Source organism: Lentzea flaviverrucosa (assembly GCF_003350445.1).
Classification (GTDB): Bacteria; Actinomycetota; Actinomycetes; order Mycobacteriales; family Pseudonocardiaceae; genus Lentzea; species Lentzea californiensis.
The window spans coordinates 181,788-204,262 of sequence record NZ_QQAU01000012.1 but is presented as its reverse complement, the minus strand read 5'-3'; the positions used below and the strand labels follow the sequence as shown (position 1 = coordinate 204,262).

The 22,475-nt window shown below is 70.6% G+C and carries 15 protein-coding genes; 4 read left to right on the top strand and 11 right to left on the bottom strand.

The annotated features are described in order from the left end of the window. Nucleotides 1-77: 77 nt before the first annotated feature. From DFR72_RS31900 to DFR72_RS31890, 3 genes are all read right to left on the bottom strand, one after another. Nucleotides 78-2,954, bottom strand: a complete 2,877-nt coding sequence (locus DFR72_RS31900; protein ID WP_090068836.1) for a LuxR family transcriptional regulator — start codon at nt 2,952-2,954, stop codon at nt 78-80. A gap of 69 nt (nt 2,955-3,023) precedes the next feature. Then, nucleotides 3,024-3,212 (bottom strand): hypothetical protein, encoded by a 189-nt coding sequence (locus DFR72_RS31895; RefSeq protein ID WP_090068839.1) that lies wholly within the window; start codon nt 3,210-3,212, stop codon nt 3,024-3,026. After that, nucleotides 3,209-5,821 (bottom strand): type 2 lanthipeptide synthetase LanM family protein, encoded by a 2,613-nt coding sequence (locus tag DFR72_RS31890; RefSeq protein WP_170176499.1) that lies wholly within the window; start codon nt 5,819-5,821, stop codon nt 3,209-3,211. Before DFR72_RS31890 ends, DFR72_RS31895 begins: the two co-directional genes overlap by 4 nt. Nucleotides 5,822-5,962: 141 nt before the next feature. On the opposite strand from DFR72_RS31890, the gene DFR72_RS31885 reads away from it, so the two are divergent. Beyond that, entirely contained in the window at nt 5,963-7,045 is a 1,083-nt protein-coding gene (locus DFR72_RS31885) for a helix-turn-helix domain-containing protein (protein ID WP_170176498.1), read from the top strand. A gap of 4 nt (nt 7,046-7,049) precedes the next feature. Here DFR72_RS31885 and DFR72_RS31880 read toward each other — a convergent pair whose 3' ends face one another. Next, nucleotides 7,050-7,628, bottom strand: a complete 579-nt coding sequence (locus DFR72_RS31880) for a superoxide dismutase family protein (protein ID WP_090068845.1) — start codon at nt 7,626-7,628, stop codon at nt 7,050-7,052. Nucleotides 7,629-7,641: 13 nt separating this feature from the next. Beyond that, nucleotides 7,642-10,032, bottom strand: a complete 2,391-nt coding sequence (locus tag DFR72_RS31875; protein ID WP_090068848.1) for an alpha/beta hydrolase family protein — start codon at nt 10,030-10,032, stop codon at nt 7,642-7,644. Nucleotides 10,033-10,151: 119 nt separating this feature from the next. Here DFR72_RS31875 and DFR72_RS31870 point away from each other — a divergent pair, with 119 nt between their 5' ends. Then, nucleotides 10,152-12,029 (top strand): S41 family peptidase, encoded by a 1,878-nt coding sequence (locus DFR72_RS31870; RefSeq protein ID WP_090068849.1) that lies wholly within the window; start codon nt 10,152-10,154, stop codon nt 12,027-12,029. A 55-nt stretch (nt 12,030-12,084) separates the two neighbouring features. Here the strand turns inward: DFR72_RS31870 and DFR72_RS31865 are convergent, their stop codons facing one another. After that, nucleotides 12,085-12,669 carry a hypothetical protein gene (locus DFR72_RS31865; protein ID WP_090068851.1) on the bottom strand — a complete coding sequence of 195 codons (585 nt, stop codon included), beginning with the start codon at nt 12,667-12,669 and terminating at the stop codon, nt 12,085-12,087. 72 nt (nt 12,670-12,741) lie between these two features. After that, entirely contained in the window at nt 12,742-13,668 is a 927-nt protein-coding gene (locus tag DFR72_RS31860) for a LuxR C-terminal-related transcriptional regulator (protein WP_170176497.1), read from the bottom strand. Between the two features lie 183 nt (nt 13,669-13,851). On the opposite strand from DFR72_RS31860, the gene DFR72_RS31855 reads away from it, so the two are divergent. Both DFR72_RS31855 and DFR72_RS31850 read left to right on the top strand, forming a co-directional pair. After that, on the top strand, nt 13,852-15,648 hold the full coding sequence (locus tag DFR72_RS31855; RefSeq protein WP_211335597.1) for a S8 family peptidase: 1,797 nt from the start codon (nt 13,852-13,854) through the stop codon (nt 15,646-15,648). A gap of 92 nt (nt 15,649-15,740) precedes the next feature. Further along, entirely contained in the window at nt 15,741-16,490 is a 750-nt protein-coding gene (locus DFR72_RS31850) for a PIG-L family deacetylase (RefSeq protein WP_090068854.1), read from the top strand. 57 nt (nt 16,491-16,547) lie between these two features. On the opposite strand, the gene DFR72_RS45825 is transcribed toward DFR72_RS31850, so the two are convergent. The 4 genes from DFR72_RS45825 to DFR72_RS31830 form a co-directional block, all read right to left on the bottom strand. Beyond that, nucleotides 16,548-17,168, bottom strand: a complete 621-nt coding sequence (locus DFR72_RS45825) for an LPXTG cell wall anchor domain-containing protein (protein WP_170176496.1) — start codon at nt 17,166-17,168, stop codon at nt 16,548-16,550. 135 nt (nt 17,169-17,303) lie between these two features. Beyond that, a complete protein-coding gene (locus DFR72_RS31840) occupies nt 17,304-20,174 on the bottom strand; it encodes an AAA domain-containing protein (RefSeq protein ID WP_090068858.1) in 2,871 nt (956 codons plus the stop codon). A gap of 122 nt (nt 20,175-20,296) precedes the next feature. Continuing rightward, a complete protein-coding gene (gene ku, locus DFR72_RS31835; protein ID WP_090068860.1) occupies nt 20,297-20,959 on the bottom strand; it encodes a non-homologous end joining protein Ku in 663 nt (220 codons plus the stop codon). 129 nt (nt 20,960-21,088) lie between these two features. After that, entirely contained in the window at nt 21,089-22,474 is a 1,386-nt protein-coding gene (locus DFR72_RS31830) for an SDR family oxidoreductase (RefSeq protein WP_090068862.1), read from the bottom strand. Between the last annotated feature and the right edge of the window lies 1 nt (nt 22,475).

The window sequence follows — 22,475 nt, the reverse complement described above, 5'->3', positions numbered from 1 at the left end:
AGGACACCTGATGGGCCCCTGAGGTTGCATCAGTCTTTCGGCCGATGCACCTCGACGTTTCGGCTAGGACCGAAACGTCAGCGTCCCAGGGCCGCGGCGTAGGTGGAAAGCGCTTCACGGTCGGGCTGGCCGGTCTTCGCGATGAGCGACGCGACGTGCTTTTCCACCGTGCGCGGAGAGATGTGCAGCCGCGTGCCGATCGCCTTGTTGCCCATCCGGTCAGCCAGCAGCACGAACACCTCGAACTCGCGGACCGTCACGCCGTGCCCGCGCAGCTGCCGCGGTACCTGGTCGGTGCCGCTGCGCCGTTGCTGCACCGGCGCTCCCGCCTGCCGCAACAGGCCCCGGCACGCCGACGCCACCGCCGGGATCGTGGCCTGGTGGAAGTACTCCTCGGCGGAACGCAGCCAGGACACCGGATCGCCCCACTCCGCCGCCTCCTGCGCGACGAGCCGCCGGCCGAGGTGCCGGGCCAGCGGATACGGTTCCGCGGCCTGCTGGGCTCGCTGGAAGGCTTCCAGTGCCTCGGCGCAACGGTTGTCCCTGCCTAGCAGCACGGCGTGCGCCAGTTCGGTGAACTGCCGGTTCCACCGCATTTCCGAGGCGGACGTCGCCGTCAGCGCGTGGTAGTCCGACCAGCCGAACCGGCCGTCGAGCACGCCGAGCAGCACCCGCATGCCGTGCGTGCCGGACAGGTGGAACGTCGTGGGGTTCTGCGATTCCAGGTCGAGCGCGCGGTCGAGCTCCGTCATCGCCAGCGCGTGGTTCTCCTCCAGCAGCGCGCAGAACGCGCGGGCGAGCCCGAAGCACAGCGGGTACTCCTGCGCCCCGTTCTTCGCGACCGCCTCGAACTCGCTGACGGCGTCCTCGGTCTCCGCACGGTTGCCCCGGTGCCCGGCCAGCACCGCCTTCGTCATCAGCAGGTAGCGGGTGAGCGCGTGGAACCGCAGGCGCGTCGTGGTGCGCAGGCACCGCTCGATCTCCTCGGCGGCCGCGGCGTGTTCACCGGTCAGCACCGACTGCAGGGCCAAGATCGCGTCCACGTTGTGCGCCACCGTGATCGCGCCCGCCCGGCACGCCTCGGCGTGTGTCCGGCCCAGTGCCGCGGTGCTGCCGTGCTGCAGCCATTCGTTGCCCGCCAACCGGACCAGCGCGTAGACGTGCTGGATCGGCATCTGGTGCGTGCCCGCGAGAGCGAGGGCCTTGCTGAAGCAGGCGTTCGCCTCGTCGATGTCCTGCTCGCGCGCGATGATCCCGAGCAGCTGCCACGCCTCGCACGCCACCGCCGGCAGCCGTGCCCGGTCCGCCGCCAGCGCCGCCTGCCGGGCGAGGCCCGCGGCGGACGCGATCCGGTCGGCGCTCGGGATGTTCAGCGTGAGGTACGCGGAGTTGACGTCCAGCTGCGCGACCAGTTCGTCCGGTGCGTCGGGGCCGAGCAGCGTCCGCGCGATGCGCACCTGTTCCACGCCTTCGGTGAACCAGCCGGCGAGGTAGGCCACTCTGGACAGTCGTGTGTGGAGCTTCGCGCGCAGCGAGGCGTCCAGCCCGTGGAGGTCGTTCACCTCCAAGGCGAAGGCGCGTTCGAAGTCGCCCGTCTCGGCCAGTGCCGGCAGCAGCGTGTCGAGGACCCCGGCACGGGCCACCGCGTCGTCGGTGAGCAGGCCCTGTGCGCGGTCGAGCAGCGTGACGGCCGACTCCGCCGCCCCGCCCGACAACGCCCGCCTGCCCGCCTCGGCGAACAGAAGTCCTGCTCGCGTGCGGGATCCGGCGTCGAACCGCAGCTTCGCGACGAGCGGGCACCAGTCGCCGGGCAGGCCGGGATGCAGGTCCTCGGCCGCATCTGCCGTGCGTGACGACAACTCCACGCGTTCGGCCGGGGTCAGCTGCGCCAGCAACGCGTCGGCGGTGAGCGGGTGGCGGAACGCGTACCAGTCGGGTGCGGGCTCGTCCGGGGTCACGAGTTGCGCGGCCACTCCCGCGTGCAGGTGGCTGAGCAGTTCGCGGTCGTCGATGCCGGTGACCTTCTGCACCACGGAAAGCGGGAACCGGTGGCCCAGCACCGCCGCGATGGACAGCACCTCACGGCCCTGCGGCCCCAGCCTGTCCGTGCGGTGCGCGACGCTGCGCACGAACGCGGCGGGCACGGGCAGTTTGAGCTCGCCCAGCACCTGCCAGCCGTCCGCACCGGCCACGAGCAGACCGCCGCTCACCATGCCGTGCAGCAGTTCCTCGATGACGAACGGGTTTCCGGCGCTGTCCGTCCACAAGCGATCGACGAGCTCCGCCGGGGCCGGGGCGCTGTCCAGGCAGGCGGCCGTCATCTGGCCCACCTCGTCCTGCGAGAGCCGGTGCAGCTCCACCAGTCTGCCGGAGCCGCGTTGCACCATCCGGTGCACGAGCTCGAGCGCGTGGCCGGGTTCGGTGCGGATCGTGGCCAGCAGCAGAACCGGCTGGTCCTCCAGGTTGTCCGCCAGGTACTCCACGACCGCGAGCGTCTCCGCGTCCGCCTCGTGCAGGTCTTCGAGCACGAGCAGGCACGGCGTCTTGCGCGCGACGGACGCGAGCAGCCGCAGCACCGCCTCCGCCAGCACGACGACCGATTCCTTCGTGGACCGGTGGTCGTGCCACTCGGGGATCAGCGTGCCCAGCACCGGTTTGTACGGCCCGAGCGCGGAGTCGTCCGGCGGTTCGCCCCGGAACAGGCCCAGGAGTGCTTCCGCGATTGGACGAAACGGCACCATCGGACCGATGGTGGTGCCGCGTCCTTTGAGCACCCGCATGCCCTCGTCGTACGCCTGGCCCGCCGCGTACCGGGCGAGCCTGGACTTGCCGATCCCCGCCTCCCCGGTGAGGAAGACGGCGCCACCACGGGACTGGCGGGTGCGCGCCAGTGCCCCCGTGACGGCCGTGATCTCACGATCACGGCCGACCACTTGGGGCGCTCGGGTCTGCATGTCTGGACCCTAACGGTCCCGGTCGGGCTTCCGTATCGGCTGCCCAGGCGTATTCGGGGAGAAATTCACTTACTGGACGCTCACCGTGGTGTCCGAGAGCGCGGGTGTGATCGCCGCGAACGCGCTCATCGCCATGGTCACACCCATCAACGCACGTGCCCGCGCACCCGCGGAGGTCTTCGGTGCGAGCTCCATCTCCCCGATCGCGTGCTCGGCCGGTTCGGGCTGGTCGGCCGTGCGGTGCAGGGACTCGTTCATCGGGTGGACTCCTCTGTTTCGGATGACGCTTGCAGTAGCAGGACTGACGGGATCGCGAACCCGTGCCGCAGCAGGCCGTGACCGATGCCGGCCAGGCCCGTGAGCAGCCCGGGGGAGGGAACGCCGCCCGGTGTGGCGCACCGCGCGCCGTGTTCCTCCAGGGCTCCCAGCACCAACGCCACGCGACGGGTCGCGGCGCTGGGGTGGTGGGCGGCCAGTGCCTCGACGACGCCCAGTTCGCCGTGGCAGAGACTCATGTCCCGCAACGGTTCTCCGGACGCCAGCACACCGGCCGGCCGCTCGTCGTCACGGGCGAGCGCGACACCGGCCAGACCCGAGCACCAGCCGGTGTCGGTCGGGTCGGCGCCGTCGCTGTCCAGGAACGTCCGTGCGGCCACGTCAGTTAACTCGTCCCGAACCGTTGCCGCGTAACGCCTCAGCGCCCATCCAATTCCCGCACGGCCTCTAGCGAACCCGTTCGCGGAGCAGAGGGAACCACGCAGAGTAGAGGCGTAGTGGTCGGCGAGCGCGAGTGCCTCAGGCGTGCCCACGGAGAGCATCGCGGCCAACGAACCGGCCACGCCGTCCGCAACGGTGAGCGACGAATCGTCCCGGGGCATCAGCCGCACGGCCTGCGTGAGCAGCTCGCGGTCGAGGTCGAGCAGGTGCGTGAGGCGGGCGAGCCCGTGACAAATGCCGCCGAGACCGTGGATCCCGCCGCCGACGGCCGTGACCAGTTCCGGTTCCTCGGCGAACATCTCCAGCAGCGACGGCAACGGCCGCAACGCGTCGCGCGCGAAGTCGACGTACCGCGCGGCGCCGGTCAGCGCGCCCAGCTCGGCGAGGAACAGCGCCACACCCGTGTAGCCGTTGGACAGGCCGGCCCCGAGCGGCTGGACCGACCAGTGCCGGTCGTCGACCAGCTCGAGCCCGAGCCAGTTGACCCGGTCCTCGCCGGTGACGGCGTGCGCGAGGATCTGGTCGGCGATCCCGCACGCGGCGACGAGCAGCCGGGCCGGGTCCGGGTCGACCGGCGCGACGTGACCGGGCACCGCGACACCGCTGTGGTGCGACACCGGCCGCGGCCGCGACGCCAGCAGTGCCGTGATCACCCACTGCTGGTCGTGCCGGTCGACCTCGCTCATCCCCAGGACCTTGCGCGTCACGGCGTGCAGCCCGGGCTCCGGCAGCATCCCCGGCAGCCGGAGCCCGGACGCGGTCCACAGGTCGGTCGACCCGGGCCGGCACGTGAACAGCGGCACGTCACCGCGCCACAGGTCGGACACCTCGAACGGCACCAGCCGGTCGAGCAGCGGGTCGTCCACCACGAGCACACCGAACGCCAGGTCGCGGTCCAGCGCGTCGGCCAGCACGGACGGATGCGTCGACTCGTCCAGCAATCGCGCGTACTGCCGCGTCGCGCGCGCTATGAACCGCACTTCCTCGCTGACGCACTTGCGGACGAGCTGCAGCAGCTCGTTCCTGTGCGCCACTATCGCGTCGTAACCCGCGCGGAACCCGGCCAGCAGGGAGTCCTGGTAGTCGGCGGGTTCGGCGGGGACACCGCCGAGCAGCGGCCGGTTCGACGCCCCCGGCGACTTCTTGGGACGCCTGACCAGCCGCATCCGGTCGGTGCCCGCGTCGGCCCAGTCGACCGCGTTCAACGGTGACAGCACGCCGTGGTCGCCACCGACCCCGGACACGTCCACGGCCCCGTTGTCGCCCATCAGCACGTGGGGGAGCAGGGCCGTGCGGTGCACCGAGTTCACGAGTGCGAGCGTGGCCGGGTCCGCGTCGGGCGGTGTCAGCGTGGGGTGGAACAGCGTCTCGACGTCCACCAGAACCGGCTGGTCGCCGCACGCGATGAGGTTCTCGTAGTGCATGTCGGTGCCGTCGACCGCGTAGAGCAGTGCGAGCAACGCGCCGAGCCGCTGGTAGAAGTCGGCGACCCCGGCCACGTCCGCGCACGGCTCGTGACCGATGTGCTCGATCCACCCGTAGCCGTCGCGCGGCAGGAGCCTCGGCGTCCGGAACTCGATCCCGGTTCGCGTGGAGAGCCAGGCGAGCTGCTCGGTGAACCGCACGTGCAACCCGAGCGGCCGTGGCCGGTAGACGAGCCTCCGGCCGGACTCGAAGGTCAGGACGGCGACGGTCCGGCCCTGCTGGTGTGCGTCGCCCTGGCCCATCTCGATGGAGATCAACGCGCCGGGGTCCTCGTTCGCGAAGATCGTCCGGACGATCTTCGCCCGGTCGCGGGTGAACCGCGACGACAGCTCGTGGTGGGTGGACACCGCCTGCTCACAGGCCTGCGCGAGCAACCTGGCCAGCACCGGGTAGCGGTTGAAGATCGACGAGAGGTTCAGCGTGCGCGTGAACTCGGTGAACCGCTCGGCGCTCGTGGGGCTGGTCAGCGTGTCGCGCGCCTCGTGCAGCTCCAGCACGAGCGTTCGTGCCGCGATCGCCACGAGCCGCCGCCCCAGTTGCTCGGCGAAGGCCGCGTCGAACGGCGGCGCGACCTCCGTGCGGGACGCGTCGATCAGCGGGCGCAGGGCGTGGGCGAAAGCCGCTGTCCAGCTCTCACCGGTGCTGGTCTCGGCCGCGGAGGTCACGCGGCCAACCTCGCACGCGCGGGCGGGCGGCACATGGGGACCATTCCCCCAGATTTGCGCGTGGAGGTGAATATGGGGGTCCGCCACCCATGTTTCGCCGCCCGATCGCCCCGACACTCGGAGGCCGAGGAGGGGACGGGCATGAGGGAGTTCGGAGAACTGCTGCGCACGCACCGCATCGGCGCGGGCCTCACCCAGCAACAGCTGGCTGACTTCGCGATGGTGAGCGTGCGGGCCATCCGCGACCTGGAGTGCGGCCGCACCCGCTCACCGCGGGCGGAGACGGTGCGCCTGCTCGCGGACGGGCTGCGGCTCGACGAGGAGAGCCGCGCGGACCTGCAGCAGGCGGGTGGCCGGTCCGCGGGCCGGTCCGCGGTGGCGCCGCCCGCACCGGCCGGGCCCGCCGGCCTGATCGTCGGGCGGGAGGCGGAGGCGGCGGCGCTGGCGGCGTTGCTCACGGAGGGACGGCCGGGCACCGGTCCCGCGGGACTGGTCACCGTCACCGGGGTCAGCGGCGTCGGCAAGACCCGGCTGGCCCTGGAGGTCGCAGGCGTTCTGCACTTCCGGCACGGCTGGTCGGTCCTGTGGCACCCGTCCCACACGGCCCCGTCGATCGACGACGACCAGGACACCGTCCTCGTCACCGACCGCCGCCCCGACCCGCGCCTGCTGGAGGCGCACCCGCGGCTGCGGATCGTCGTCACGGCGCTGGCGCCGATCGGGCTGCCTGGAGAGCAGGTGTTCCCGCTGGGTCCGCTGGCCGACGACGCCGCGGTGCGGGTGCTGCTCACGCACGTGCACCGGGTGCGCCCCGCGTTCAAGGCGGAGCCGGCGAACCAGGCCGCGCTGATGGGCCTCGTCCACGAGCTCGACGGGCTGCCGTCGGCGCTGGAGTTCGCGGCCGGGTGGTTCATGGTCTACTCGCCGCAGCACCTGCTCGAACGGCTGCGGTCCAACCCGCTCGACCCCACCTCGGCACACCTGCGCGACTCGCTGCGCCGCTCGCTGTCCACATTGGACGCCGAAGGCCGTGAGCTGCTGGTGCGGATGGCCGAGGGTGAGGATCCCGGGCACAGCCCGTACGTCAGGGAACTGTGCGTGCGCGGGCTCGTTCGTCGCGCCGGACCCCGATACGAGGTGCTGAGCCTCGTGCGCGCGGCGGTGCTGGAACCGGTGTCAGGGCCGCACCTCGCCGGAGGTGTGGCCCTGACCTGGCCCGTCTAGCGACTTAGAACGCCGCGGTCAGGCACGCGAGGCGGTCACCGGCGGTGCCTGCCTTGCCGTGCTCGGTGCTGGTGTGCGCGGCGTGCACGACGACCGAGTTCGCCTCGCCCTCGCGGAACTCCCACCGCACCGTCGCCCTGCCGGTCGCGGCGCCCTGCGCGTCGGTGGTGAAGTCCAGCCAGATCTCGTTCTGCGCGTTGGCGAACTGCGGGTCGACGCTCGGCGACACCGGGTCCTTCGCGTTCTGGTAGTGCGGGCCCGAGTCGGCCGGCTTGGCGCCGCACGGCTTGGTGTGCACGTGCGAGCCGTACTTGGTGTCCGGCAGCAGTCCGGACACCTTCAGCTCCACCGTCGTCTGTCCATTCTCGACAGAGGAGCCGGTGGAGAGCTTGGCGCCCACGGGGATCCGCGCGACGTCGTACGTGATGCCCTTCGGCTGGTCACCGGAGGCCGCGGGCGCGGCCACTTCGGTCTCGGCCACCGGTTTCGCGGCCGGCGAGGAGGGCGGTGCCTCGCTCGAACAAGCGGCCAGCCCTCCGGCGAGCAGTACGGCACCCATGAGGGTCGCCACAGTCGTGCGCATGTTTCTCCTTGGGTCAACTGCGTTCCAGGTTCCCATCCCCTCCACGTCCACGATCGGGTGACCGGTTCAGGTCGAGCGAGACGAGGTCCGTGAACGCGTCTCGGTAGGCCGCGCACAGGTGGTAGTCGCCGTGGGTCTCCACTTTGTCCGGTGACCCGGCCGTCTCGTTCGCACGACGGTCGAGAGCGTTGTCCTCCCAGCCGTGCACCGGGAAACCCAGGTAGTCGGTGCGGCGCCACAGGTTGACCCAGTGCGGGCCCAGCAACGACGCCAGCCCGCGCTCCGGCACCTCGCCGGGCTCCCGGCGCCACGGATCGCACGAGAACAACGCGCCCGCGCGCACCGGCGGCGTGCCCAGCACGGCGGGCCCCAGCAGTTCCGGGAAGATCCGCCCGAAGTAGGGCCGCAACTGCACGCCGTACGTCAGCAGCTGAACCCGTTCCAGATACCCGGCGGGCAACGCGTACAGCGCCGTTACGGCCAGCACGGCGCCCAGGCTGTGCGCCGACAGCACCACGCGATGATCCGGCGACTCGTCCAGGAACTCACGCGAACGATCGGCGATCTCCGGCACCGCGCGCTCGGCGTAGCAGGGCGGGGCGAACGGGTGGGCCGTGCGCGGCAGGAAGCACATCAGGTCCCACAGCAGCCCGAGCGGACGCCGGTTCGTCAGCATCCCGGCGCCGACGAACGACCCGACCACCGCGACTCCGGCGAGCCCGGTCACCCAGTCGCCCTTGCCCACCACCCACGTGACGGCGGGCGACTGACCCCAGTCCGGCGAGGCGAACGTCAGGTAGCAGGTCAGCAGCAACGCGAGCACGCCCAGCACCGACAGCACCCCGGCCACGTTCTCGGCCCGGTGCGTCACCGCGACCACGTGCCGCGCCCGCACGACGAGCACCTCGCCCTCGTCGTCCAGCACCGCGGGCGTGACCAGCCGCGACAGCAACACGAAGGCCTGCAAGAGGACCAGCAGCAAAAGCGGGACCAGTGCGACGGCGAAGGCCGCGCTGAACCACGAGTAGAACACCGGCGCCCGCAGGCCGGTGCCGGCCCAGCCCCGGAACGTCAGCACCAGCACGGCCGCCATCATCACCGACGACACGAGCGACAACCCCAGCAGCACACCGGGTCCGGCGCCGCGCCAGGCCTGCCACTCGTCACCGGCACGCGGCCGTGCCCGCCACGCCAGCACCCCGCCGAACAGGGCGGCGCCGGTCCAGGCGAGCGGAACCCAGTACGTGGCGACCATGCAGGCCACGAACAGCACGAGCAGGACCAGCGGACCCTTGGCGTCGTTGCGCCGCCACGACCACCCCGCCAGCACCGACCCGAGCAGGGCCACGGTCACCACCGGCGGCCCCCACGACGTCAGCCACAGCGGCCCGTCGAACACCGGCGCGATCGTGTACAGCCCGAACCCGTGCGCCACCAGCACGAGCACCGACGAGATCATCAGCAGCCACGACCACAGGCCGCCCTGCTCGGTCGACGGCACGTCCGGGCAGTCGGTGGCCGTCACCACCACCCGTGCCATCACCACGGCCAGGACCCCCGCCGCGAGCACGGTCAGCACGAAGAAGAACACGTGCCGCCACAACTGCGTGCTCGTCGCCAGCACCACCACGCAACACCCGGCCGAGAGGTGCAGCCGCGTGAGCCGGCGGATCCGCGGGCTGCCCTCCCACATCGACGCCCGGCTCAACATCACGCCCGCACGCCGTTGCGGCGTGCGCATCGACGTCATCTCGTACCTGCTGCGCGACAACGAGGTCAGCGCCATCAACCCGAGCAGCAGCAACACCGGCACGGCGGACGCGGCCAGCACCCGCACGTGGCGGGCGGGATCGCCCAGCACGTCGAGGAAGTCCGGCAGCCGCCTGCACGTGGTGCCCGGCAGCGAACACTGGACCGCGTAGACGTCGATCGCCACCTCGCACACCGCGAGCACCAGCAACACCGTCAGCCCCAGCCCGAACAGCCGCGTCGAGGCCGCGCCGCGCCCGGCGTTCCACCACACCATCCGCCGCGTCGAGGGGACCGAGTCGTCGGGCAGTTTCCGCGACCAGTACGCGACGTTCGCCAGCCCGAACGGCAGCAGCAACGCCCATCCGATGCGCCCCAGCACGTTCGCGAGCACCGACGGCACCCCGCTGCCCGGGACGCCAGGGCTGCTGCGCGCCATGCCGCCCCACGAGTACGCCTCGCGCCGCACACCGGCGGGCACCTGCCCGGGGTGATCCGGTGGCAGTTCGGCGAGTTTGTCCGGACTCGGGCGCCAGAAGCTGCCGAAGCGGTCGCCACGGAACTGTTCGACGGCGTGATCGGGAAGGGCCAGCATCGCGTCCGGCGGCGTGTTGTTGACGCCGTGGATGCGCAGTTCGAGAACGGGTGGACTCATCGCCGGCCTCCCTTTACTCCAGTTGTCGGCGGGAAAACTGCTCCAATTAGCGGCCGAACGGGTGAAACAGGTGTATCCAGGCGCCCTGGAAAGTCTCTACTGAACAAGGAGGCCCCACCATGACCACAACCGCTCACCCGAACGTCGCAAATTCCGTCGGACTCGCCGAGTTCCTCGCCACGGCGGGAACGCTCACCCTGGCGCAGCGCAAGCTCATCGTCGACCAGGCGCTGATCGTGCTGGAGCAGAACTACGCGCACCTGCCTCTCAAAGTCGCGATGCACGCGGTGAATCCCGTGCAGAGACTCAGAGTCCTGAGAGCCAGACTGGAACGGCAGACCGACGCCACCGCCGAGCCCGAGTGGCAGTTCCACCGCGAGCTGTCGAGCACCTTCCACTCGGTGCGCGACCTGCACACGAACTACCTGCTGCCGGCGCCGTTCGCGGGCAAGATCGCCTTCCTGCCGTTCCAGCTGGAACGCTGCTTCGGCGAGGACGGCACCGAGCAGTACCTCGTCGCCCGCACGGTCGCCGGGTTCGACGGCCTCGCGGCCGGTGCCGAGGTGACGCACTGGAACGGCACGCCGATCGCCCGCGCGGTCGCGTTGAACGGCGCGATCTTCGCCGGCAGCAACACCGCCGCGAACCTCGCCCGGGGCCTCGAGTCGCTCACGTTGCGCCCCTTGGTGATCCAGCTCCCGCCCGACGAGGACTGGGTGGTCGTGAGCTACCGCGACGAGACCGGTACCGCCGGGGAGATCCGCGTCGACTGGCAGGTCACGGAGAACCTGCCGCCCATGACGGACGTCGACGAGCTGTCGCCGGCGGCGGCCGCCCAGGGCGTCGACCTGGACTCCGACGAGAAGGCCCGCGCCAAGAAGCTGTTGCACGCGCCCAAGGTCGTGCAGGCCGAAGCCTCCGGTGGCGCGGTCGCGATGACCGTGCAGGACGTGCCGACGACGCTGCCGGGCGTGTTCCGGGCCCGCCCCGTCGTCACGCCGTCCGGCACGTTCGGGCACCTGCGGATCTTCACGTTCAGCGTGGACGACCCGGACGCGTTCCTCACCGAGTTCGTGCGGCTCGCGGCACTGCTGCCGCAGAGCGGGCTCATCGTCGACGTGCGCGACAACGGCGGCGGCCACATCTTCGCCGCGGAGTTCCTGCTGCAGACGATGACGCCGCGGCCCGTCGCGCCGGAGCCCGTGCAGTTCCTGAGCACACCGCTGAACCTGCGGATCTGCCGCCGCCACGCCGAGGACCCGACCGGCCAGATCAACCTCGGCCCGTGGTTCCCGTCCCTCGACAGCTCCACAGAGACAGGGCAGGCGTTCTCCTGCTCGCACACGATCACGCCGGTCGGCGGGGCGAACGCCGTGGGCCAGACCTACCACGGCCCGGTCGTGCTGATCACCGACGCGCGCTGCTACTCGGCCACCGACATCTTCGCCGCGGGCTGGGCCGACCACGAGCTGGGCCCGATCCTCGGCGTGGACGACAACACCGGCGCGGGCGGCGCGAACGTGTGGACCCACGGGCTGCTGTCGACGCTGCTGAGGATCCCGGCGCCGGTCGACGCGGAGTCGCCGTACAAGGCGTTGCCCAACAAGGCGAACATGCGCGTGTCGATCCGCCGCACGTTGCGCGTGGGCAAGCTCGCCGGCACACCGGTGGAAGACCTGGGCGTGCGCCCATCGCACCAGCACAAGGTCACTCGCGCGGACCTGTTGCAGGGCAACGTCGATCTCCTCGCACGGGCGGGAGAGCTGTTGGAGGAGCAGCCGGTCCGGCGGCTCGGGGTGGCGGTCGAGGGAACGACCGTCTCACTGGACACCGTGAACCTCGACCGGGTGGACGTCTACGTCGACGGCCGCCCGTCGACCTCGCTGGACGTGACCGACGGCGCGCACACCGCGACGTTGACCGCGGCCGGGCGCGAGGTGCGCGTCGAGGGTTTCGCGGACGGGCAACTGGTGGCCGCGCGCAAGGTCGCCAGTTGACCGAGCGGGCGCTTCCGGTGACTCCATGACCGGAAGCGCCCGCTCACTCTTCGAACTAGCGGGTGAACGTGAAGGCGCGGTCGGTGGCCAGGGCCGCCAGCTGCGCCTCGGTGCCCGGCGTCCAGGTCTGGACCCAGACCACCTCACCGTTGCGGCGGAAGTTCCGCGCCTCGGTGATGCCGAACTGCTCGTTCTGGGAGAACACGACCAGCCCGCCCCGGTGGTCGCTGACCTGACCGGTGCACTCGGCGTACTTCTCGCAGTACTCCTTCGGCGACCACGCGTGCTGGCCAGGAGCGTTGACCTGCGTGTACGTCGTGACCCGCTGGCCGTTGTATGTGAAGCCCACCGTGTTGCCCATGTACTGCATGTCGTCGAACACGCCCTCGGCCTCGCCACCCCAGTTGCCGGGCGAGACGTCCTGCGCGCCGCGGAAGACCCGCGGGTAGGCCGCCTGCTGGCGAGCGGAGAACCCGTCCGCCTGTTCCTGCAGCTCCGCCTTGGTCTTGTGGACCGGAGTGACGTCCTTCGGCGGCCACGCGAGCTCCCCGGAACCCGATGCCGACGCCGTTGCCGTGCCCGCGAGACCGATCAGTGCGAGGCCCGTCAGGGCAGCCGCCATCACCTTGCGCATGCGCATTTGTTGAATCCCCCTGTGAGTACGTGCTTGCACGGAGTGAGACGCCGCATGATCACCTGAGGTTGCGTCGGGCTACAGCCAGCCCCGCCGCATGGCCTGGACGCCCGCCTGGAACCGGGTCTGCGCGCCGCACCGGTCCATCAGCTGCCGCACCCGCCGCTGCACCGTGCGCGGCGCGAGCCCCAGCTGCCGTGCGATCGACTCGTCGGTGAGACCCGCGGCGAGCAGTCCCAGCAGGTTCGGGTCCACGTCGGCCGCCGCCGCGTAGATCCCGCCGGGGCTGAACGGGATCCCCTTGTCCCAGTACAGCTCGAACGTCGAGCGCAGCACGTCCAGCAACGCGGACGGCCGGATCAGCAGCACCTTGTCGACCACGTCGCCGTTCACGACGGGCAGCACCGCGGCGTGCAGGTCGATCACCGCGAGCTTGAACGGCAGCGTCGGCGTGACACGGGCGCGTTCGCCGGCCGCGACCAGGTCGATGATCTCCGTGACCCGGCCGGGGATGTCGACGGCGGAACGGTCGTAGACGACCCGCCACTGCACGTCGCGTTCCCGCGTCTCGTCCTCGAGCGCGACGTGCTGGCCCAGCGGCGTCACGTACGGCGGCTGGTCGAGCACGCAGACCTCCCCGCGGGCGCCGCGCAGCAACGCGTGCCACAGCTCGCGGACAGCGTCCACACCGGACACCACCTCGACGAACGCGTTGTCCGCCAGTTCCTCGTCGCGGTTGCGCAGGTACAGCTCCATCAACGGGCCGATGTCCGCGCGGGCCCGGCGGTTCGCCTCCTCGCGGGCCGCGATCAGCGCTTCCACGGCCAGGTCCGGCGCCACTGCCTGCCACACGTCACCGGGCAGGTGCCGGACCAGGCCGAGCTCCCGCATCTCCTCCAGCACCGGGACCGCGACGCCGATCTCGTCCGTGGTGCGGCTTCCGCCCGTTACCAGAAGCTCGTAAACGGCCGTTAGCTCCGGCGCGACGCCCAAGTGTCCGAACACGGCCACATTGTGCGCCATTCGGCGCAGTACCCCTGTCGTGAACACGCCAGTGTCGTCAAACGGACTCCACCAGACCTGTTTTCGCAGGTGTGGCCCGGCTTACGGTCCTCCCCACCTCCGCAGCCGGTTCAGAACACTGACGCCCTCAACGGCACGCGAAGGCCCTGCGTGGAAGGACCTCACGTGAACGGATTGCGACGCACGAGTGTGTGCGCCGCGGCAGTTTCCGCCGCCGTGCTCAGCGTTGTCGCCCCATCGGCGACCGCAGCCCCCGCCCAGATCCAGTCCCAGCCGGACTCGACCCAGGTGAACCGCCCCTTCGAGCGGCTGATCGTCGGCTACAAGCCCGGCACCGCCGAAGCCTCGTCCGACTCCGCTGCCTCGGACGACGCCCGCAGCAAGGGCAAGTCCGTGCACCGCCGCATGTCGAGCGGCGCGGTCGTCGTCGACCTCGGCGCGAAGACCACGAACGCCGACAACACGATCCAGGCGTTCAAGAACGACCCCGACGTCGCCTACGTCGAGCCGGACCTGCTGATGCAGCCGTTCGCCGAGCCGAACGACACCGAGTACTCCCGGCAGTGGGACCTCTTCGAGGCCACCGCCGGCATGAACGTGCCCAGCGCGTGGTCCAGCACCACCGGCGCCGGTGTGACCGTCGCGGTCATCGACACCGGCTACGTCGCCCACAGCGACCTGGCGGACCGGGTCGTCGCGGGGTACGACTTCGTCTCCGACTCGGCGCGGGCCCGTGACAACAACGGCCGCGACTCGAACCCGGCCGACCAGGGCGACTGGGCGGCGCGCGGCGAGTGCGGCACCGACGCCAACGGCCAGCCGGTGCCCGCGCAGGACAGCAACTCCTCCTGGCACGGCACGCACGTGGCCGGCACGATCGCCGCGTCCACCGGCAACGGCAAGGGCATCGCGGGCATCGCCTACGACGCCAAGATCCAGCCGCTGCGCGTGCTCGCCAAGTGCGGTGGCGCCACCTCGGACATCGCCGACGCGATCACCTGGGCGTCCGGCGGCACGGTGACCGGCGTGCCCGCGAACCAGACGCCCGCCAAGGTCATCAACATGTCGCTGGGCGGCAAGTCCTCCTGCTCCACGACGTACCAGAACGCGATCAACGGTGCCATCAACCGCGGCACCTCGGTCGTCGTCGCGGCCGGCAACTCGAACGACAACGCGTCGCTCTACACCCCGGCCAACTGCTCCGGCGTGATCACCGTCGCGGCCTCGTCGCGTGAGGGCAACCGGACGTTCTACTCGAACTACGGCACCCGCATCGACATCGCGGCGCCCGGCGGCGAGACCCGTCGCGGCACCGACACCCCCGGCACCATCACCACGCCGGAGAACGGCATCTGGTCCACGCTGAACGCCGGCACGACCGTCCCCGGTGCGGAGAACTACAAGCCGTACCAGGGCACGTCGATGGCCGCCCCGCACGTCGCGGGCCTCGCGGCACTGCTGGTCGCGAAGAAGCCGTCGCTCACGCCGGCCCAGGTCAAGGACCTGATCAAGACCAACGCCCGCCCGCTTCCCGGCACCTGCTCGGGTGGCTGTGGCGCAGGTCTGGCCGACGCCGCGAAGACCGTGGCCGCGATCGACACGACTCCGCCGCCCTCCGGTGGCCTGGAGAACACGACCGACGTCGCCATCGCGGACCGCGGTGCCGCGGTCACCTCGTCCATCACCTCCACGGTGACGGGCAACGCCTCCTCGACCACCAAGGTCGGTGTGGACATCGTCCACACCTACCGCGGTGACCTGGTCATCGACCTGGTCGCGCCGGACGGCACCGCCTACCGGCTGAAGAACTCGTCCTCTTCGGACAGTGCCGACAACGTGGTGGCGACCTACACGGTCAACGCCTCGTCCGAGGTCGCGGCGGGCACGTGGAAGCTGCGGGTCCAGGACGTGTACTCCGGTGACACCGGGTACATCAACTCCTGGAACCTGACCCTGCGATAGCTCCACGAGTTCGCCGAGGGGCGGCGCCTCCCAGCCTGTTCCTGGGGGAGCGCCGCCCTTTCACATGTGCACCCGCAGGTAACGTCGAGGGCATGGCCACACTGGTGACTTTCCACGCCCATCCCGACGACGAGTGCATCGTGACCGGTGGCGTGATGCGCAAGGCGTTCGAGGAGGGCCACCGGGTCGTGCTCGTCGTGGCGACGCGGGGCGAGGCCGGGGAGGTGCCCGACTTCCTGGAGGAGGGCGAGGAACTCTGGCAGCGCCGCGTCGTGGAGACGCACGCGGCGGCGGACCTGCTGGGCGTCGCGCGCGTGGAGTTCCTGGGCTACCGCGACTCCGGGATGATGGGCGACGAGCTCAACGACCGGCCCGGGTCGTTCTGGACCGCGGACGTCGAGGAGGCGGCCCAGAAACTCGCGGCGATCCTCGTCGAGGAGGACGCGAAGGTGTTCCTGACCTACGACAGCTTCGGCGGTTACGGGCACCCCGACCACATCCAGACGCACCGGGTCGGCATGCGCGCCGCCGAGATCGCGGGCACACCGGCCGTCTACCAGGCGATGGTGCGCGAGTCGGAGTTCCGCGAGGCGTTCCGGCTGGCCGGCCTCGAGGAACCGCCGCCGCTCGGCGAGGGCGCCGTGCCGGAGTCGCGGATCAACGTCGGTGTCGACGTCTCGAAGTACCTGGAGGTCAAGCGGCAGGCGATGCGCGCGCACGCCTCGCAGATCCCCGAGCAGTCGTTCTTCCTGTCGCTCGACGAGCCGACGTTCGCGCACGCGTTCGGCACCGAGTGGTTCATCCGCGAGGGCCACGAACCCGCGACCTCGCTGGACCTGTAGCGACGGCGAACGGGGGCGGTCCGAAGTGGACCGCCCCCGTTCGGTGGTTCAGCTAGTTCACGCGCTGCGGCGGCGACGCAGGAACAGCAGGGTGCCGGCACCGGCGCCCACCAGACCCAGACCCGAGAGCAGCAGCCACAGCGGTGACGCGCCGGTCGCCGCGAGGGGCGGTTCCGGAGCGCTGCCGCCGGGGGCCACCGGGGTCGTCGACGTCGGCGGGACCTCGGAGGACGAGGGCACCTCCGGGGACGTGGCAACCGGCGTCGTCGTGGTGGTCGTCGTCTGCTTGGTCGTCGTGGTCGGCGGCGTCTTCACGCAATCCTTGGTCGTGCGGGTCTCGACCTTGCTCCACCCCTTCTGGAAGTTGGGGTCGTCGTAGGCCGTGATCGTCGCCTCGTAGGTGTGATCGGCGTTGCCGTCACGTTCCCACTTCTGCTCGTCGAGCTTGCCCTTGAAGGTGGTCTTGAACGCCTCGACGCCGTCGATCTTGACGACGACCGTGTTGTCCTTGGCGGTGCCGTAGTCCTTCAAGGACAGGGTGAACCAGGACTTCTGAGTCTTCTCGTCACACCCCTTGTTCACGACAGGGGTGTGCGCCTGGGCCGTGCCGGTCAGTGCCAGCGTGGCCAGCGCGGCGGTAGCGGTCACCGCGAACGCGCCGAGAACTCTCCTTGCCAACGAATCTCTCCTGCTCTGTTTGATGCGTGGCGGGGCCGAGCACACATTCATGATCTGAATCACCCGACCGGGTGAACCGCGTCACGCTAACAACACAGAGCGTTCGAAAGGTCACTGTATGACAACGCTACGGTGTCACCACGGATAGATCCTCATGTTTTCTGTTAGGCCGATCGCGCCCGCGACCAGCCGCATCTGCTCCACACCGCGCACGTCGGCGTCCAGCAGGCGCGGCGAGCAGATCATCACGGCGAGCGTCTGGGCACGGGAGAGCGCCACGTTCAGCCTGTTGCGTGACAGAAGAAAGTCCAGGCCACGGGGCAGGTCCACGGTGGACGACGACGTCATGGACATGATGACGGCGGGTGCTTCCTGGCCTTGGAATCGGTCCACGGTGCCCACTCGAGTTTCGGTGAATCCCGCATCGGCGAGCCGCCGCCGGATCACCCGCACCTGCAGGTTGTACGGCGCCACGACGAGAATGTCCGCATCGGTCAGTTCGCGAGTTTTGCCGTTGTCCGTCCAAGTGCGACCGACGATCGCGCGGACCGTGTCCACCACGGCCTCGGCTTCCTCGACGGACGACGTGATGTTGTGCCGGTGGTCGACCTCGCGCAGGTAGATCCCGGGCTCGATGCCGGAGATCGACCGGTGGGCGGCCGTTTCGTGCGAATGGAGCAGTCCGGCATAGGAGAGTTCGGACACGGGACGGCAGACGGCCGGGTGCATCCGCCGCGTCTCGGCCAGGAAGTAGCCCAGGTGCGGAGGGATCACGTCCGCGTCGCCGAGCAGGTGGCCCAGCGCGGAGGCGTCCGAACCCGGTGGGTGCACGCCCTGCACGACCTGTGGCAGTTGCTGCGGATCGCCCAGCAGCACCAGGTTGCGCGCGGCCGTCGCCACGGCCACCGCGTCGGCCAGCGCGAACTGGCCCGCCTCGTCGATGATCATCACGTCGAACGGCTGCGCCTTGATCACGGCGTTGGAGAACGTCCAGGCCGTGCCGCCGACCAGGTGGCCCTGCGGGTGCTCCTCACGCCACTGCGCCAGCGCGCCGTTGGTCTTCGGCTGGTCCCACGGGAGGCCCTCCTCGGGCTTCTTCTCCTTGGGGCGCTTGGCCATCGGGATGTCGGGATCCACTGAAGACAGCACGTTCTCGACGGCCTTGTGCGACGTCGAGGTCACGGCCACGGTCTTGCCCTGGTCGATCAGGTGCCGCACGAGCTTGGTCGCGAGGTACGTCTTGCCGGCGCCGGGCGGGCCCTGCACCGCCAGCGTCCCGCCGTCGAGCTGGTCGACGGCCTTGATCACGGCCTGCACCACGTCGTCGTGCTGCGGCAACGGCTGCGCTGGCGGCGTGCGCAGCAACAGGTCGATGCCGGGGTTGCGGGGGAGCAGCGGCAGCAGCCCCACGGCCTGCTCGGCCAGTTCCGCGACAGCCTCGTCCTTCGGCGACGCGGGCACCGGACTGCCCGGCAGCACGGCGATCGGCAGTTCGGAGTGCTCCTGCGAGTTGCTCTCGGTCAGCACCAGCTCGTACGGGTTGTCGTCGGCCACCACGGCGTTGCGCGTCACGTTGCCGGGGTAGAGCAGCCGGACCTGCTCGCCCGAACCGAACGGGTGCGGGCGTTCCGGGTCGATCCGCGCGTGCACCTGCCGCTTGTGCGTCCGGACCCGCCCGGCCGGAGGCACCCAGTCCTCGGCCTTGAGCGTGATCGGCACCGCGCAGTTCGAATCCGTCTCCAGGTCGGAGATCGGCGCGAGGGCCTGCCGGAAGTAGTCGCCCCACGCCGGACTCGACTCACGCCGGTGGTAGCCGACCGTCGCCGCGAACAACGCGTGCCCCTCGGCGAGCAACGGCTCCGTCAGCGCCGCCATCCGCCGCGCCCGCTCGGCCGCCTTCTCCAACGACGCCTCGTCGCGCTCCTGAGGCGGCGCGGTCTCGATCTCACGCTCGACCTTGAGGCGCTGCAACAGATCCCGCAGTCCGCGAGTGGGGATCTCGTCGTCCAGCAACGGTTTCAGTGCGGGCAGCGTGTACTCCCGTGTGGACACGCGAAGAACCCGCCGCGTCAACGCACCGAGGTCGACGCAGCGCCGCACCAGTTCGTCCACTTCGGACTCACGGGTCGCCGTCCGCGCGGCCCGCCCGGCGAGGTCGTGCGGAGTGAAGTGGTAGACCGCGCCGGCCGGCGTCCGGTCGACGAACTCCTCGAACGTCCCCTCCCAGCCCGGCGTCCGGAACGTGTCGCCGTCGACCTCCAGGAAGACGTCGTCCTCGGCGGGTTCCGGCAGGTTCGCCAACGCCTCCGGCGCCACGACCTCGTAGGTGATGACGCCCGTGCGTTCCTGCTGCACCTGAAGCCGGGCCTGCGCGGTCAGCGCCGTGAACGAGGTGGGGGAGAGGGTCGCCGGCCGTTCCTCGGTGGCCGCAAGCGCGTCGATCGTGTCAATGCCGACCGAAACCAGCTTCCTCCGCTGGTCAGCCCGAAGCCCGGCCACCAGCGACAGGTCTCGCGCCTCCTCGCGGCCGGAAGCGCAGTGACGGGCGAACCGGCACCCGGTGCAGGCCGCCCGCACGTCACCCCACGACCGCTTGGGCGGGGGTGAGGGCTTCGCGAGCCGCGTCCGCAACCGCCCCAGCAGAGGAGTGAAGTCGGCGATCCTGAAGGACGTCCGGCGGCCGTCGACGATCAGGTGCGCGCGAGAGGCGCCCAACGCCTGCGCCGCCGCGACCAGCGACAGCACGGCCAGGGGAGTGGCGTCCGAGGCCTCGTCGCACGGCTCGTAGCCCTCGGCCGTGCGCACGAGCGTCTGAGCGGTGCAGTGGAACACGCCGTCGAAGAACACCGCGTTCTCGACCAGGTCCGCACCGGAACGCATGTCCGCGGCCGTCCGGGCCGCGGCGAGGTGCAGTTCGGAGGGGTCGCCGCGCCGTTCGTCACGAGCGAGGAAGCTGCGGTGCTCGCATTCGAGCAGGTCGACGAGATCGGACGGGCTGGCGAGCATGGCTGCCGATGCTAGCGCCGCCCCCTGACAGAACGGGCGCGCGACCCGCGTTCATCCCCGAGACCCGGGTCGCGCACCCGCACCACCAGGAGCCGTCAGACGTCCGCGCCATCAGGTGCGGGTCAGACGTTCGCCTCCACCAGGTGCAGCAAGGCCTCGTGATGCGTGTTCGGGTAGTCGTGCGGCCGGAACGGACGCGTCTGCGCGCGCACCAACGCCGCCGCGGCGGCCAGTTCGCCGGTGCGCACCTCGGTGTCGCGGTGCAGGAACGCGAAGTGCGGCTCCCGGACCTCGTCCGGCCACAGGAGCGTGTGCAGCACCAGGACCCCCTGCTGTGGCCGGATGGCCGCCAGCGTCTCCCTGCTCCGCAGGGCGAACTTCACGATCGCGGCGGTCTTGGTGCGCTCCAGCGTCTCCCGCAGCAGCACGTAGGACCGCACGGCCAGGTCGTCCGGCTCCACGTAGTAGCTGCGGTGCAACGCGACCGGGTCCACGTCGACCTGGGGCGCGAACTGCTGCACGTCGATCACGCCGTCCTCCGGCGCCGGCAGGTCACCGGGATCGATCTGCACGATCCGGCCGTCGTCGAGCTCGTAACCCCGCCCGATGTCCTCCGGCGTCAGCCGCAGCGAACACTCGCCGCACACCTGTTGGTGGCGTACGCGGCCACTGTCCTCGCGGTGCACCAGGTGCACCTTGCTGCGATGTTCGGTGGCCGCGGACACCAGCCGCACCGTCATCGTCGACATCCCGAACCGAAGTGCTCCCCGCCACACAGTCCTCATGACAAATGAGTACTCGAACAGGTGTTCAACTAAGCGTAATGCCTGATGAAAGGCATCGTTCGGACGCGTCCGACAGGTGTCTCGGACACGTGTTTCCGACGAAAGTCACTCCGAAGGCCTACTGCGACATCACCAGGGGGAAGGCGCGTAGTCCTTGAGGAAGCAGCCGTACAGGTCCTCGCCGGCCTCACCGCGCACGATCGGGTCGTACACCCGCGCCGCGCCGTCGACCAGGTCCAACGGGGCGTGGAAGCCCTCCTCGGCGAGCCGCATCTTCATCGGGTGCGGGCGCTCGTCGGTGATCCAGCCCGTGTCGACGGCCGTCATCAGGATGCCGTCGGCCTGCAGCATCTCCTCGGCGCTGGTGCGCGTCAACATGTTCAGCGCGGCCTTCGCCATGTTCGTGTGCGGGTGCCCGGAACCCTTGTAGGCGCGGGAGAACTGGCCCTCCATCGCCGACACGTTCACCACGTACTTGCGGCGGTACGACGACTTCGCCATCGAGGCGCGCAGCCGCGAGATCAGCAGGAACGGCGCCGTCGAGTTGCAGAGCTGCACCTCGAGCAGCTCGACCGGGTCGACCTCGTCGACGTTCTGGATCCACGAGTTGACCGGCGCGGTGTCGGGCACCAGGCCGCCCGCGTCGATGTCCTTCGAGCCCGCCATCAACGCCAGCGTCGTCACCGAGTGCGCCTCGGGCACGGCGGTGCCGGGCAGTGCGAGCTGGCCGTGGCCGCCGAACGAGATCAGCTCGGGACGGCGGGCGTCGCCGGTCAGCGCCTCGTGCTCGGCCTGCGCCAGCGGGGTGTAGGCGTTGGCCGAGCGGCGCACGGTCTGCGCGGCGTTGTTGATCAGCACGTCGAGCGGCCCGCGGGACGCCACCTCGTCGGCCAGCGCCAGCACCTGGGCCGGGTCGCGCAGGTCGATGCCGACGATCTTGAGCCGGTCGATCCAGTCGGCGGCGTCGGGCATCGAGGCGAACCGCCGCGCCGCGTCCTTGGGGAAGCGGGTGGTGATCGTGGTGTGCGCGCCGTCACGCAGCAGCCGCAGCGCGATGTACATGCCGATCTTCGCCCGGCCGCCGGTCAGCAGCGCGTTGCGGCCCGTCAGGTCCGTGCGGGCGTCGCGCTTGCCGTGGTTGAAGGCCGCGCAGGCAGGGCAGAGGTTGTGGTAGAAGGCGTCTACCTCGACAAACCTCGTGCGGCACGTGTAGCAGGACCGGGCGCGCAGCAGCGTTCCCGCCGTGGCGCCCTGAGCCGTCGACACGAGGGGAAGGCCCTGCGTCTCGTCGTCGATGCGGTCCGGTGACCCGGTGGCCGTCAGCGCGGTGACGGCGCGGTCGTTGGCCACGATGGCGGCCTTGCGCTCCGTTTTGCGGAACTTCTTCGCGGCCTTGAAGATCTTCGCGGTGGCCCGGCGGACGCGCACGGCGTCGTCGTGTTCGGCCGGCAGGTCCTCGACCTGGGCAAGCACGCGCAGGCAGACTTCCAGCTCTGCGGGGTCGATCGAGGTCATG

Excerpts from the sequence above, each read along its gene's own strand:
- DFR72_RS31880 (WP_090068845.1), bottom strand. The coding sequence starts at position 7,628 with ATGCGCACGACTGTGGCGACCCTCATGGGTGCCGTACTGCTCGCCGGA.
- DFR72_RS31875 (WP_090068848.1), bottom strand. The coding sequence starts at position 10,032 with ATGAGTCCACCCGTTCTCGAACTGCGCATCCACGGCGTCAACAACACG.
- DFR72_RS31870 (WP_090068849.1), top strand. The coding sequence starts at position 10,152 with ATGACCACAACCGCTCACCCGAACGTCGCAAATTCCGTCGGACTCGCC.
- DFR72_RS31895 (WP_090068839.1), bottom strand. The coding sequence starts at position 3,212 with ATGAACGAGTCCCTGCACCGCACGGCCGACCAGCCCGAACCGGCCGAG.
- DFR72_RS31840 (WP_090068858.1), bottom strand. The coding sequence starts at position 20,174 with ATGCTCGCCAGCCCGTCCGATCTCGTCGACCTGCTCGAATGCGAGCAC.
- DFR72_RS31865 (WP_090068851.1), bottom strand. The coding sequence starts at position 12,669 with ATGCGCATGCGCAAGGTGATGGCGGCTGCCCTGACGGGCCTCGCACTG.
- DFR72_RS31900 (WP_090068836.1), bottom strand. The coding sequence starts at position 2,954 with ATGCAGACCCGAGCGCCCCAAGTGGTCGGCCGTGATCGTGAGATCACG.
- DFR72_RS31850 (WP_090068854.1), top strand. The coding sequence starts at position 15,741 with ATGGCCACACTGGTGACTTTCCACGCCCATCCCGACGACGAGTGCATC.
- DFR72_RS31885 (WP_170176498.1), top strand. The coding sequence starts at position 5,963 with ATGAGGGAGTTCGGAGAACTGCTGCGCACGCACCGCATCGGCGCGGGC.
- ku (WP_090068860.1), bottom strand. The coding sequence starts at position 20,959 with ATGAGGACTGTGTGGCGGGGAGCACTTCGGTTCGGGATGTCGACGATG.
- DFR72_RS31830 (WP_090068862.1), bottom strand. The coding sequence starts at position 22,474 with ATGACCTCGATCGACCCCGCAGAGCTGGAAGTCTGCCTGCGCGTGCTT.